We start from the raw sequence: 15,431 nt of genomic DNA on the forward strand, positions 1-15,431 counted from the left end.
AGAAGGACATGATTTTTAAATCATGGGGTTACACAAAAAACACTGTTACGGGTTTGAACCGTCTTTTTTCCTTATCAAAATCCTCTTAGGTTAATTCATAAAAAAGAATCTCTTGTAAAATAGACTTTTCAGACCTTTAGTCTTTGTTATATTTTTCAAGAAAACAGATTAGTTAAAAACAATCTTTTTGGTGAGCACCTCATTCTTTTCTGTTCTTAAACATACTATATAGGCTCCCGTCGCCATATTATCAAACTTAAAACCATTCTCTAAACTTTCTGTCGGTACATTTTCGGCTTCTAAAACAGTTTGCCCCCTCATATTAATCAAGGCCAACTTTTTAACTTGACTGCTTAACTTTTTGGCAAACAGGGTATTTGTCCTGTTCTGATAATAAATATAATTCTCCGTAAACGTGGCTTCTTCAGCACTCAAAGTTTTGGATTCATTTTGGAAAACGATTTCGAATCTTTTATTAAACTTACCTTGTTCTGAACTAAAACCATACACTTCCTCTGTTGTTAATTCAAAATAGTTCCCTGTTAAATTGTCCCTTAAATAAATCGCTTGATCTTCATCTAGACTTTCTGCTTCCGTCATTCTAATTTCAAATGCATTATCTCCAGAAGATTTAAAATTCAACGGTATGACCTTATCAACAGTAATGGGACCATATGCCTGCATATTCATATTCTTGCCCTCTAAGTTTAAATTAAAGTCGTTGTTAGTAGATTCGTCACATTCTGCATCGTATCCGTAATCAAACCCATCTGTAGTGGTTTCACTAAAGCCCAAAAGTAGCTCTCTTCTCGTTTTTGGCCCTGATGTTGAATTGAACTCTATGCGGATTTTCTGCATACCGCTTTGCGCTTCGCTTTCTTTGGAGATCTTACCTTTTTTGGATTTTGTATTACTCGATTTAAAAAATGTCGATCCGTTGTCATAGGTCCCATCTGCTTCCGACTCTTTTATGAATATCCGCTGGTCATTGTTAAACTCTACCTGGCCATCTGCAACAATTTCTGTAATAAACCCTTGACCAACTGGAAGGTATCTTGAAGGGGTTATGGTCCCATCTTGAGAACCGTTATGGGCGCCATAGAAGCCTACAAATTGATAGGCCCTTACCGACCCCAATTTATTTACTTGTGCATAGCCTCCTTTATACTGGTCAAGATAGTGGGAATCTCCCGCCCATTGTTGCCATAATTGTAAGGTCCCATCTATGACCCCGGCATTGTCGTCAATAAATTTATGGATATCTAAAGCCGATGGATATGGATTTCCTAACAGGTATTCTGTTTTTGACACGGATGTGACCGATCCCGGTCCGCCTACATCGGTGACATTTACCAATATGGTCCCGTTATTTGGTTTACCCTCAAAAATATATTGCTGCTCTATTCCCGCATTCCCTGTTCCTTTATGTATGTACCCTACTCCAGATTCCAGCGGTGTATTGGGCGAAAGAAATGCCCAGTCCCAATACGTCATAGCATTTTTGTAAGTGTAAATCCAATAGGTACTGATCTTTCCAACTTCGTCATAGGCAGAAGTAAAAGAAAAATTAATTCCTGCCTCGTCCTTGATCATGTTCAAGCTATACGGTGTATTATTCGTATTGTTTGTAGATGCATTGTTATCTGTCAAACTTGTAACGCCCATAGCCCCGACTGGCGATCCCCAATAGTTATACCTGTACACATTCGAAGTGCCCTCCTGGCGTCTTAAAAGCTTACCGGTTGCAGAGGTAACCAGATCGCTATTTACGGTCTGTATTAGCTGGCAATCGTCTTCTAAGTCAAGCGTTCCATTCAACTCCAAATACCAGGTGTTTTCGACAAGGTTTTCACTGTGAACCCTAAAAGTATACCCAGTGTCAATTATGAGCCCTGCTGTTTCTACGGAGTGGCAAGCTGAAACATCACTTGCTATTTTTACAATACTCCAATCTTTATTGGTTGCTATATTTTCAATATCCCAAACATCGCCGTGCTGCCATGTAGATTGTGCTGTCCAATCGCCATTATTTGAAGAAACATAAGGCATGGGGGCTGTTTGATCTTGAACGGTATCAATATAATTTAAATACAGTTTCTTATCATAACTTGAATAATCTGAAGTCGTCCCTGTTATAATATTTGTCATGGGATAATAGGCTATCAAATTAGTCCAAGGTACGGTAGCACCCGTAGCCGTGTCTTCAATATTCTTTCCTACGATGGCACCTATCGTATTTCCGGAATTGTTTTCAATTTCCTGATACACCATCTTTTTTAGTTGCTCCTGTGTCAATACCACATCAAATACCCTTACCTCATCAATATCACCTTTAAAATACTCTTTATCCGATACATTATTTGAAAACCTACCTACCTCAAAATTCCCGTTAGAGTTTTCAGTGTTCTCAATAGCCGCTCCTGTACTTGCAACCGTTGCCGAAGCTAATAATTCGCCATCAACAAAAAGCTGCATTAACCCTGTTGTACTTGTATAAGTGCCTGTTATATGGTGCCATTCATCAAAATTAATAGTACTACAACTTATAGTTTCCTGAGAGTTTCCTGATGTTTTAATAGTAAATGTAGGGGTATTTCCATTTTGTAACCATACTTTACACCCTGTGTCTTCTCCCACAACAGTCATATTTGTAGAATTACCTGAATCTGACTTTACCCAAGCCATAATGGTAACATCATTTAAACCATCTATAAAAGAAGCCCGTGACAAATAATCATCTACACCATCAAAATCTATGGAGGCTATTGGTGGTGGATTACCGTCAAATAAATCTCTATAATCCAAATCTCCTCCTGAAAACAAGTCTCCATCTGCATCCGGCAAAATTGACAAATCGGTAGGATCCTCAATATCTTCATTAACATCTAAAAAAGCATCCATAACACCATTTGTTTCAAATGCATTATTCAAACCATCTCCATCTACATCGGCAGCGGTAAAAGTGTCTGCCATACCATTTTCCTGTATATCTGCATAGCCATCATTATCAGAATCTCCATCTAAATAATCTTTTAGGCCATCTCCATCGGTGTCTTCTAATTGATTTAAGTCTTTTCCTCCCATGGCAGATTCGTATACATCGTCTAATCCGTTACCATTTACATCTGTAATACTTCCTCCCATTGCATTACTAGGCGGAATATATCCAATGGTAGGCTGGGCCTCTACATTGTCCGGGATCCCATCATTGTCACTATCAATATCTATCGTATCTGAGATCGTATCATTATCAAAATCACATCTAGAACTAACTCCAAAATTTGTCAATCTCACACCTGTATTGGTATGTGTTCCCGTGGCACCATATAATAAATCGACATGAGAAAACTTATCGAACTCCATATACAAATAAAAATCTGGATCATCACCTTGCGTACCGCCATCATCTGGCTCATACACCCAATCTGTATTGGGAGCAGTAATTGTAGGGTCTAATCTATATAAAGTATAGCCGGCTGGATCTGGCCCGTTAACAAAGCCTGCTTGCTCTAAATTTGTTGTATTGCTTAAATATGGGGTTACCGTAGATGTTACCGTGGATGGATTAAACCCTGCTATTTCTGTAAAATCCCTGTAAGACCTGGTATCAATATCCCGTAATTCTAAAATAATGTCGTATAAAGCCGCTGGAACCCCTATAGGATCCCCTGAAGTTGCAGTTCCCGCTTCAACCAAGTCAAATGAATACGTCACATAATCATCACTACTGGAATTAAAAGTACTTATCCTTAACTCATTATTACAATCTACGGTATAGGATCCATTAATGGCAATAACCGTAAGAACAATATCATAATATTGATTTTGAAAGTACAAAGCATTGGAATACACTACTTTTTCGCCAGCTTTTACGTCACTCAAATCTGTAGCTGTTAGTAATGATGCATTGTTAAACTGAATAGCTGCCGAACATTCGTAAGAATCTATGATACCATCATTATCATCGTCTATATCGACTGAATCGGGTATTCCATCTCCATCTGTATCTTGTGATGACGAAACGCTACTAGAAAGGCCACTACTCGAAACAAAGCTCATATTATAATCTTCTACTTCTCCTGCCTCATACGAAAAATTACATGACGAGAAATTTGTATTATTACCTCTCACTACACCAACTCTTATTAATGAAGACCCTGAATCAGCATTCTCAGGAACAGGAATTTCAATTGGCACCTCTATTGATTTTGTTCCTCTTACGTTTCTTCTATCCCTTGCATTAAATAAAAACCGTTCTCCACTATCATCAAAATCATCATCTGTCCCCTCATTAAAATTCATCCAAACGGCAACTGTATTTACGTCTGTATTCCAACCGTCTAACTCTAAAGTAATAGTTCCTTTAATGGTCTCGCCAATACTCACCTCACCATCAGGTAAAGACGAATTATAGGTATAACTTCCTGTAGGTTCCGAACTCGTATTACTTATTCCTGCCAAATCAACTTTGGAAATAGTTACAATATTATTACTATTTATATTATTAGGAACGCAGTAATTAAATTGATTTTGTCCCGATGAAGCCGAGTTATCTGACAGTATGTTTATATTATAATCTTCTATTTCTCCTGCTTGATATTTATAATCACATGATGTGAAATTGGTATTCTTTTCTGTTCTAAAACCAATACGCATCATTGAAGCTCCTGCTAAAGCCGAACTAGGAACAGGTATAGAGATAGGGATATCAATTGTTTTATTACCTCTTTTATTACTTCCATCTTGCACAGTAAAAAAGAATGCTTCACCATCATCTTCAAAATCATCGTCTGTATTATTAAAATTTATCCATACGACTAAGGTGTTCTCATTTTTATTCCATCCGTTTAGTGTCACTGTTACGGTTCCCTCAATGGTTTCACCAGCAGTAAGATCTGTTGCAGATATTGATGAAAAATAAGTATACCCTCCTGTTGAGCCAGAGGTAGAATTATTGATACTTCCTATACTTACATTAGAAATATAGTTTGTGTTAAACGTTCCAATATTTTTTGGAGTACAGTATTGACCATAAAGGTTTTCTGCTAAAAAGAATTGAACAATAATTAGATAGAAAATCCAATGGTAGGTTTTATAATTCATTTTCATAATTTAATTGTTTTGAGTTCAATTAATTTACAGATACCAATAACATGAAGTACTTAAATACACCATGAATAAATTTATTTATTAGTTTTTTGAATTTAAAAATTGAGGGAAAGATTCATTCAAAATGATGCACTAAGCATCTATATATATAGTATTTCGGTTACAATATTAATTTAAATAATCGACAAAAGCAATAAAAAATCAGATAAAAAGTGTAAATAATTCGACGAAGTGATATATGGCATTGTTTCTGTAAGTAAAATCAGGTTAAAAAAATATTGAAACGAACTATCCTAGAGACAGAGCCATAGAGGTATACTTCGACTTCGCTCCTGCACTGGTTTCACTCATTTCATACCCAATCAAGTTGAGCACAAAGTTTTGACCTTTAGGGTCAAAAACCGAAATTTTGTATTTAGATTCCCGTTTTCACTTCGACTTTAGTTTATACCAAGCATAGCCGAAGTACTCCGTGGCCTCATGGGAATGACAGTTCCATCGGAAACCCTGCCTTTGCCGGCTGGCAGGCCCGACGCAGAGCACCGGGGAATTCTTTTTCAATTAAAGCCTGTAGTATTATATTAAAAACCCTATTAAATCTTCAATCTTAGAAATAAGTTGAATACGAATGGCAGTATTTTTAAGCGAGATTTTGTTATACTTAGATACAAATATAGTTGAAAACCCAAGTTTTTCTGACTCTAGAATACGCTGTTCTACACGATGTACCGGTCTAATTTCTCCAGACAAGCCAACCTCGGCAGCAAAACAAAAGTCTTTCTGCAATGCCGTATCCTCATTAGAAGATAGTATAGCAGCGACAACTGCCAGATCAATAGCTGGATCGTCTACTGTAATGCCTCCTGTAATATTCAAAAACACATCTTTTGCTCCCAACCTGAATCCAGCACGCTTTTCCAATACGGCCAACAGCATATTGAGACGTTTTGCATTAAAGCCCGTAGCACTTCGTTGCGGTGTTCCGTAAACCGCTGTACTAACCAAAGCTTGCACTTCTATCATTAATGGGCGCATCCCTTCTAGGGTTGCCGCTATGGCATTTCCAGACAATTCCTCATCTTTTTTAGAGATTAAAACCTCTGATGGGTTGGTCACCTCTCGAAGCCCAGAACCCTGCATTTCGTATATGCCCAATTCATTGGTAGAACCGAAACGGTTTTTATGAGCTCTTAAAATTCTAAATACATGATTTCGGTCTCCTTCAAATTGCAATACGGTATCTACCATATGCTCCAAAATTTTGGGCCCGGCAATATGTCCATCTTTAGTAATATGGCCAATCAACAAAACGGGTGTCGCTGTTTCTTTAGCAAACTTTATGAGTTCTGTAGTACATTCTTTTATCTGGGAAATACTTCCCGAGGAAGACTCAATATAATCACTATGCAGTGTCTGTATTGAGTCTACAATAACAATATCGGGCTCTAAAGCCTCTATTTGTTTGAATATGTTTTGTGTTTTTGTCTCTGTTAGTATATAACAATGATTATTATTTGGGTTAATGCGCTCTGCTCGCATTTTTATTTGTTTCTGACTTTCTTCTCCAGAAACGTATAAAGTTTTATAAGGGAGCTTTAATGAAATTTGCAGCAATAATGTACTTTTACCAATGCCAGGCTCTCCACCTAACAATGTTAAAGACCCAGGCACTATACCTCCTCCTAATACGCGATTAAACTCACCGTCAAAAGTGTTAAGCCGTGGCTCTTTAGAAAGATCTATATCTTTGATTCGTAACGGAACAGCTATTTTTTTGACAGTGGATGTTGGAGATTTCCAATCACTCTTTTCCGGCTTTTGAATAACTTCTTCAACGATAGTATTCCATTCTTTACAAGCATTGCATTGTCCTTGCCATTTTGCATATTGAGCCCCGCAATTTTGACAAAAAAAAGTCGTTTTTACCTTTGCCATTTAATTCTTTTGGAATTTAGAAATTGAGATTTGAATCTTCATTATTAATGAACTCATTTAAACTTTTTGGATTGAAGCGAAAATTAGTCATTTTGCGACCAATTGAAGGTTTTTTTAAATTGCATAGCATTGCTACGAAATAAAAAAAAGACAAAAAATGGGTATAAAAGGGCAATTTTTTAGCCAATTATAAAAGTTTAAATGATTTCAATACCCAAAATCTTCTTTAATTAAATTTATTTTCTCAATTAGTAAATCCTTTGTAATACCTCCAATTTCTTTTAAAGTATAAGCCGTTTCATAGGTCCGCATGGCCTTTTTTGGCTCTCCCATTTCTTCATAAAAACGTGCTAAATAATAACCTCCTAAAAGGGTTTTCGGATACTGATCCCTAGCTATTTTACCCAACGCTTCATAATATTCAAATTGTTCGGTTTTCTCTATGGCTGCCTCAATAGCTTTAAAATCATTAATTAGAATTTGTTTTTCGAGACCAAATAGACCGTTTATAGTTTTATACTTTTCTACCAAATAATCTACAGGAGACGTTTCCAGTTCAAGTATCGTCTCTTTATATTCCTTTTTGCTTATAGGCTGAAATACTCTAAAAATATTTTCAATGGCATTTGGCAGAGCGTGTAAAGGTGCCGAGTAGTGTGATGGTGCTTCAAAACTATCAAAACTATAATTTAAGTTCTCGTTTTCTATAGCGGAAATATCTTTATTCAAAACTTCGGTCATTTCCTTTATAGAGCTTGGATCATTTTTAGTGTTTGCTAAATAATAGAACACTTTAGATTCCAACTTACTTAACCGCTCTGGCAAATAATCTATCATATTCGGGGCCAAATCTGGGCTAACAGCAATATAACCCTGAAACAATGGTTCGGGTTTTAATAAAAAGTAATTAATAAAATTAGCCGTTTCTCCATGGCCTACAACAACTCTAAAACGAGCCGTCCTATATGTTTTTTCTATATATGGAATAAGCTCTATCCCAATAAACTCAAAAAAATTAGACCCCGTATCAATGGGCAATGAGTTTTGTTCAGAATACATACAATCATCAAATCGTTTATCAATCTGGTTAATGCCTACAATAATGGATTCTGGCATATCTTCCCAATAGGAGAGATAATCTACATTTCCAACAACCCCTTCAAATAGATAATCACCATCCAGCACAATAAATAGCGGGTAATTTTTATCCTCATTGCTATTATAACCTCTTGGTAATTGTATTTTAAGCTCCCTGGATGCTCCTAATTTCGAAGATTCAATAGTTTCATATTTAATCTGGGCTTCAGCTAAATGGATCGATAACCCAAACAGTAAGACGTAAAATATTTGCTTCATTTTGATTAAATGATTTGAAATTTAATATTGGCAAGGTAATAAATAATGAGAGAGATTAAAAGCAAAGTTTTGCAACCTTTACAGAGTTTTTAAACTTTCTTTTTTGATTTTTTCCTATTGTAAATAGGTAAATAAATTAAGGACATGCCTCCAAATATTATAATCATAAGAGTTTGAGAGACCCACATAATCCAACCAAAAGCACGGCTCGGGTCTTCTGGAATATTAAATAACAAAAACGCCAGTACTATAGCTTCAGGATAAGAGCCAATACCTCCATTAGTGGCTGCAATGCTAAAACTAGCTGCTATAAAACCAATTAATATGGCCGCCAAAGGAATATTTTGAGTTTGCTCAAGAGAAAATGAAGTCACATAAAACATAAGAAGATACATCCCCCAAATAAATAGTGTATGGAAAATAAATGCCCACTTTTTTTTCATCTTAAAAATACTAAACACACCTTCAATGAGCCCATTGATAAACACTCTTATTTTTATAGCTATTTTGGAATTGCTCCGCTTTATAAACCTTAAAAAAAACACAATCAATACAACCCCCACAGCAAGGGCAACTACGACCTTAAATGGATCGAATTTTTTAATTAAAAACCCATATATAAAATCAAATTGAAGGAAAAGCGTCATGATGATGATGCCAAGCATGACAACCATATCTGCAATACGTTCGGCGACAATAGTTCCAAAACCTTTCTCAAAAGGTACCCCTTCGTAATTTGTAAGTATAGAAGCTCTAGCTACTTCACCGGCCCTTGGTATCGTTAAATTTATTAAATAGGTGGCAAATACGGCCATAATACTATTGCCCAATCTAATATTATACCCCATGGGCTCCAATTGAAAACGCCAACGATAAGCTCTTGACAAATGACTTAAAAGCCCTAGAAACACACCTAAAAAAATCCATGTGTAATTTGCTTTTTTAAAATATTCTACTAATTTATCAATAGAGATTTGAGACAACGAATACCAGACCAAAAAAACTCCCAATAATAATGGGAGCATAATTTTTAGTATTCTTTTTATCTTTTGGTTCAAAATCCCTATTTTAATAAATTGGTTGCTTCATCTGGGAAAACTAATGAGGGCTTAAAACCTTTAGCGGCTTCAATATCCATAAAGGCATAAGTAATTAAAATTAATGTATCACCGACCGAAACTTTTCTAGCCGCTGCACCGTTAAGCGTAATTTCACCACTTTTACGTGGGCCAGGAATACAATAGGTTTCTAAACGCTCGCCATTATCGTTATTAACAATTTGAACTTTTTCACCTTGTATGATATTGGCAGCTTCCATTAAGTCTTCATCAATGGTAATACTACCTATATAATTGAGTTCTGCACCTGTGCATTTTACTCTGTGAATTTTAGATTTTACTACTTGAATTTGCATGTGGCAAAGATAATTAATTTAGTGCGATATTATCAATAAGTCTAATATCATCTGCATATACTGCAATAAACGCTCTATATGATTTTTTGTTTGATTTTCGTTTCACTGGTTTTAAAGTTTCGGCATCAGCAATAATAAAATATTCCAATTCTAATAAATCATGTTTCATGAACTGATTTTCAACCCATTCCAAAACTTTATTAGCACTATTTGTGCCAAAACACTTTTTGGCAGTTGTTAAAGTTTCATAAATAAAAGGGGCTGCTTTTTTATACGCTGGTTTTAGTCGCGTATTGCGCGAACTCATTGCTAAACCACTATCCTCTCGATGTATTTCACAACCTACTACATTAACTGGAATACGTTCCTTCTCAACTAGTTTTTTTATAATTTGCAACTGTTGAAAATCTTTCTCTCCAAAATAGGCATTATGCGGTTTCACAATATCAAAAAAACGTTTAACAATAGTACCTACTCCATCAAAATGACCACTACGAAACTTACCTTCCATTTCAAACTCCAATCCATCAAAATCAAAGTTCTGGGAAACCGTTTTGCCTTCGTAAATATCATCTATTGTAGGCGCATAAACCATGATGTTTTCTTTGCTAACGGTTTTAAGCAGGTTTAGATCATTCTTAAGTGTTCTTGGGTATTTTTCCAAGTCTTCTTTATTGTCAAATTGTGTGGGATTAACAAAAATACTAACAACCACTTTGTCATTATCTTCCAAAGCTTTTTTGACCAATTGTAAATGGCCTTCGTGCAAAGCCCCCATAGTAGGAACCAACCCTAATGTTAACTGTTTTGTTTTTAAAACATCAATGGCTGTTGTAATTTGTTGTTTTTCTGAGTATAATTCCACTTTTTAATAAAAAATTAACGCGTGCAAACTTAAGATTTTACAGCCAATTTGCATAAAATTTTGTACTTTTGCGTGTTTTTTATTTTGATTTTTTAAAAGTGATCCCATCAAAAAAATAAGCTTTATAAAATTTCTCTTTAAAAAAAAGACCAACGATTGCTAGTTATATTAGACTGTAAAATGTCAACAAAAACAAACATATGAAAGATAAGAGGATATTATATGTATCATCTGAAGTAGTTCCTTATTTACCAGAAACCGAAATTTCTTCCATGTCTTTTGAAGCACCTAGATTGGTGAATCAACAAGGCGGTCAAATAAGAATATTTATGCCCCGATACGGCAACATAAACGAACGTAGGCACCAACTCCATGAAGTGATAAGGTTATCTGGTATAAACTTAGTGATAAATGATTTAGACATGCCTCTTATTATTAAAGTTGCGTCTATTCCCAAAGAACGTATACAGGTCTACTTTATTGATAATGATGAATATTTTAAAAGAAAAGCGACGTTGACCGATGAAGCTGGCAAATTATTTTCAGATAACGATGAACGTGCTATTTTCTTTGCAAAAGGGGTTATTGAAACCGTTAAGAAATTAAATTGGTCTCCAGATATTATTCATGTTCATGGCTGGTTGGCATCATTACTGCCTTTATACTTGAAAGAATACTATAAAGGAGAGCCTTTATTTAACGAAAGCAAAATTGTTACTTCAATTTATAATCAAAGTTTTAACAATACCTTAAATAAAGATATGCTTAATAAGATTAAATTTGACAACATAAATGAAGATGCCATCAGTGTGCTTGAAGAACCTACATATAATAACTTAATGAAAATTGCTGTTGATTATTCTGATGCACTAATCGTAGGATCTGAAAATATTCCCGAAGATTTAAAATCTTATTTAGAAGCATCTAACAAACCTATTTTAGAATACAAAAATAAAGATGAATTTGGTGAAGCTTACACAACATTTTTTAATACCAGCGTTTTAAGTTAAACTATTATATTCATTCAACATATATATGAAAAAGACGATTAAAGCCTTTAAATTTCCTATTACTTTTCTACTAATCATTTTATCTTTTATAGCATGTGATAAGGATTTTAGTGTTATAGAAAGTGACGTTTTAGGAAAAGGAAATGCAAACTTTAAAATAGACAGCTTAATGCTTCCTATATCTGCATACAATAAAAAACTTAATGCTCTACAAATAAACAACTTAAACTTTAATTTACTTGGTTTTTTTGATGATCCAGAATTTGGGCAAACCACTGCCAGCATCGTTACCCAAATAGTCCCAACCTCTTTTAATCCTGATTTTGGTGACAATCCTGTTATCGACTCTGTTATTTTAAGTATTCCTTATGTTAACAGACCTAATGGTGTTGATGATGAAGGTAATAGTGCATATTCTATTAAAGATTCTTTATATGGAGATGAGACTGCAACAATTAAATTAACTATTTACCGTAATAATTATTTCTTAAGGAACTTTAATCCAAATTCAGAGAATAGTATTCAAAATTATTTTTCTAAGGCTGATGATGGAACAACCGACAATTTTGCGCTTACCGAAAACAATACCATAAATTTTGATAACCACGCAAGCGACATAATAAAGGATACTATATTTACTCCTAGCGGGGATGCTATTAAGACAACCGTTGGTGAAGGTGATGATGCCGTAACCACAAGAACCCCTCCTGCCTTTAGGACACGTCTCGATAAACCGTTTTGGAAATCTGTTATTATAGATCAAGAAGGACAACCTGAGCTGAGCAATGCCAGTAATTTTTACGACTATTTTAGAGGACTGTATTTTAAGGCAGAACCTGAAAACCCTGCGGATCCAAAAGGGAACATGGTCTTAATGAATCTGGGTTCAACAGATGCTAATATTACGATACACTATACCAAAGGAGCAGACGATTCCAGAACACAAGCTACATATACTCTTAATTTTAGAGGCAACAGACTTAACACCTTTATAAATAATTATAATGTAACTTTAACAGATGGAGACCCCCTTTTAGGAGATGAAAAACTTTATTTGAAAGGTGCGGAAGGCTCTATGAGCATTATCGATTTATTTGGCAATGAGGATACCGACAACAATGATATTCCAGATGCCTTAGAAGATTTTATTGATGATTTTAGGATGTCCGATGGCAATGGTGGCTATCTAAAAGATAATAGTACAGGAAACTTTCTATTAAAAAAACTTATTAACCAGGCACATTTGGTTGTTTATGAAGATAAAGACATAAATAACGGTACTTATGGAAATGATTTTCACAAATACGATAGAATTTATGCTTATGATGTTAAAAACAATATTCCTACTATTGATTATAGCATTGATCCGACCGAGAACACTCAAGCACCCTTCAATTCTAAAATAATTCACTTAAGTCAACGCGATACCGTTCAAAAAAAGTATAAAATACGTCTTACGGAACATTTAAATAATATTCTACTAAGAGACTCTACCAATACAAAAATAGGCTTGGTATTATCAACAAATGTCAATAACACTGCTAGTGCTCAAATATTAAATAGTAATGACGATGACCTTACAGGGATTCCAGCTGCTGCCATTTTAACGCCAAGAGGCACTGTTTTACATGGAAGCAATGAGAATGTTCTCCCAGAAGGCAGAAGAATGACATTAAAAGTATTTTTCACAGAGCCTGAAAATAACTAAAAAGTTTTTAAAAAAGTTTTTAATTCACTTATGTGTTTGCAAACAAACACATAAGTGAATTTCATCGTATAAATCATTATTTCATATATTATTTAATCTTTTATTAATACTTATTTTGCATCTTCGCATTTAAAATTTAAAACCCAAATTAATATTATGTGTGGAATTGTAGGGTATATTGGAACAAGAGAAGCTTATCCAATTATTATAGAAGGCCTCAAACGTTTAGAATATAGAGGTTATGATAGTGCTGGAATAGCACTATATGATGGTAAAGACCTTAAAGTTTCTAAAACCAAGGGCAAAGTAGTCGATTTAGAAGAACGTTCTGAAAAAGAAATCACCAAACACGGAAATGTAGGTATTGGGCATACACGATGGGCTACACACGGTGTTCCTAATGATGTGAACTCGCATCCCCATATTTCAAATTCTGGCGAGTTGGTTATTATTCATAATGGTATTATTGAAAATTATGAATCGCTTAAAAAAGAGCTAATATCAAGAGGTTACACATTCAAATCGGATACAGATACAGAAGTGTTGATTAATTTGATCGAAGATGTTAAAAGACAAGAAAATGTAAAGCTTGGTAAAGCTGTGCAAATTGCATTAAATCAAGTAATAGGTGCATATGCCATTGCTGTTTTTGATAAAAACAAGCCTGAAGAAGTGGTTATTGCACGCTTAGGAAGCCCTTTGGCCATTGGTGTTGGTAAAGACGATTTTTTTATTGCAAGTGATGCCTCTCCTTTTTTAGAATATACAAAAGATGCTATTTATTTAGAGGATGAAGAAATGGCCATCATTAGACTTCATAAAGGTATAAAAATCAGAAAAATTAAAGATGATTCTTTAGTTGATCCCTATGTCCAAAAGCTTCAAATAAATTTAGAGCAAATAGAAAAAGGTGGTTTCGATCATTTTATGCTGAAGGAAATTCACGAACAACCTAAAGCGATCACAGATACTTATAGAGGTAGGCTTCTAAGACAAGAAGCTATTATAAAAATGGCTGGGGTTGAAGATAATATGAAAAAGTTCTTAAATGCCGATCGTATTATAATTGTAGCTTGTGGGACTTCATGGCATGCCGGTTTAGTAGCAGAGTACATCTTTGAAGATTTAGCAAGAGTTCCTGTAGAAGTGGAATATGCTTCTGAGTTTAGATATAGAAACCCCATTATTACAGAGAAAGATGTGCTTATAGCCATATCCCAATCTGGAGAAACAGCAGATACCTTAGCAGCCATTAAATTAGCAAAATCTAAAGGCGCTTTTGTATTTGGCGTTTGCAATGTTGTGGGCTCGTCTATTGCCAGAGAGACCCATGCAGGAGCTTATACACATGCAGGCCCAGAGATTGGTGTGGCCTCGACAAAAGCTTTTACGACTCAAATTACGGTTTTAACCTTAATAGCATTGCGACTAGCTAGAGCAAAGGGAACTATTAGCAGTACGGATTTCCGTCATCATTTGCTGGAATTAGAAATGATTCCTAAAAAAGTAGAAGAAGCTTTAAAATCGGATGCACATATTCGAAAAATATCCGAGATCTATAAAGAAGCCCCTAATATGCTATATTTAGGAAGAGGTTATAACTTCCCCGTAGCACTTGAAGGCGCTTTAAAACTAAAAGAGATTTCTTATATACACGCCGAAGGTTATCCAGCGGCAGAAATGAAACACGGCCCTATTGCTTTAATTGATGAAAATATGCCTATTATAGTTATCGCTACAAAAAAGGGACATTATGAAAAAGTAGTAAGTAATATTCAAGAAATAAAATCCCGCAAAGGAAAAATTATAGGAATCGTTACCGAAGGAGATGTTCAAGTTAAAGAACTGGCAGATCATGTTATTGAAGTACCAGAAACTTTAGAATCACTTTCTCCGTTATTAACAACCATTCCCCTTCAATTACTATCTTATCACATTGCAGTGATGTTAGGTAAAAATGTAGATCAACCTCGTAACCTAGCAAAATCTGTCACGGTAGAATAATTACATTCTAAATATTATCATTATACCTGA

Annotated in this window: 9 protein-coding genes; 3 read left to right on the forward strand and 6 right to left on the reverse strand. The window is 35.0% G+C overall.

Annotated features, from left to right (window positions below):
- Positions 1-168: 168 nt before the first annotated feature.
- The 6 genes from PQO00_RS01605 to panC all read right to left on the reverse strand — a co-directional run bounded on the left by PQO00_RS01605 (position 169) and on the right by panC (position 10,679).
- The gene (locus PQO00_RS01605) at positions 169-5,103 is read right to left on the reverse strand and encodes a LamG-like jellyroll fold domain-containing protein (RefSeq protein WP_274183072.1); all 4,935 of its coding nucleotides are present in this window, start codon (positions 5,101-5,103) and stop codon (positions 169-171) included.
- Between the two features lie 582 nt (positions 5,104-5,685).
- Positions 5,686-7,044, reverse strand: coding sequence for a DNA repair protein RadA (radA, locus tag PQO00_RS01610; protein ID WP_274183073.1), 1,359 nt, complete (start codon positions 7,042-7,044; stop codon positions 5,686-5,688).
- A gap of 207 nt (positions 7,045-7,251) precedes the next feature.
- Positions 7,252-8,400, reverse strand: coding sequence for an alpha/beta hydrolase (locus PQO00_RS01615; protein WP_274183074.1), 1,149 nt, complete (start codon positions 8,398-8,400; stop codon positions 7,252-7,254).
- A gap of 89 nt (positions 8,401-8,489) precedes the next feature.
- On the reverse strand, positions 8,490-9,425 hold the full coding sequence (locus tag PQO00_RS01620) for a lysylphosphatidylglycerol synthase transmembrane domain-containing protein (protein WP_274183075.1): 936 nt from the start codon (positions 9,423-9,425) through the stop codon (positions 8,490-8,492).
- 38 nt (positions 9,426-9,463) lie between these two features.
- Complete coding sequence (gene panD, locus PQO00_RS01625; RefSeq protein ID WP_135877285.1) at positions 9,464-9,814, reverse strand: aspartate 1-decarboxylase; 351 nt, start codon at positions 9,812-9,814, stop codon at positions 9,464-9,466.
- A gap of 13 nt (positions 9,815-9,827) precedes the next feature.
- Positions 9,828-10,679, reverse strand: coding sequence for a pantoate--beta-alanine ligase (panC, locus tag PQO00_RS01630; protein ID WP_274183076.1), 852 nt, complete (start codon positions 10,677-10,679; stop codon positions 9,828-9,830).
- 200 nt (positions 10,680-10,879) lie between these two features.
- Here panC and PQO00_RS01635 point away from each other — a divergent pair, with 200 nt between their 5' ends.
- From PQO00_RS01635 to glmS, 3 genes are all read left to right on the forward strand, one after another.
- Positions 10,880-11,689 (forward strand): glycogen/starch synthase, encoded by an 810-nt coding sequence (locus tag PQO00_RS01635; RefSeq protein ID WP_274183077.1) that lies wholly within the window; start codon positions 10,880-10,882, stop codon positions 11,687-11,689.
- 25 nt (positions 11,690-11,714) lie between these two features.
- The gene (locus PQO00_RS01640; protein WP_274183078.1) at positions 11,715-13,397 is read left to right on the forward strand and encodes a DUF4270 domain-containing protein; all 1,683 of its coding nucleotides are present in this window, start codon (positions 11,715-11,717) and stop codon (positions 13,395-13,397) included.
- A gap of 156 nt (positions 13,398-13,553) precedes the next feature.
- Positions 13,554-15,401, forward strand: coding sequence for a glutamine--fructose-6-phosphate transaminase (isomerizing) (gene glmS / locus PQO00_RS01645; protein WP_274183079.1), 1,848 nt, complete (start codon positions 13,554-13,556; stop codon positions 15,399-15,401).
- Positions 15,402-15,431 lie beyond the last annotated feature (30 nt).

This window comes from Flavivirga sp. 57AJ16, assembly GCF_028736925.1.
In the GTDB taxonomy this organism is placed as follows: Bacteria; Bacteroidota; Bacteroidia; order Flavobacteriales; family Flavobacteriaceae; genus Flavivirga.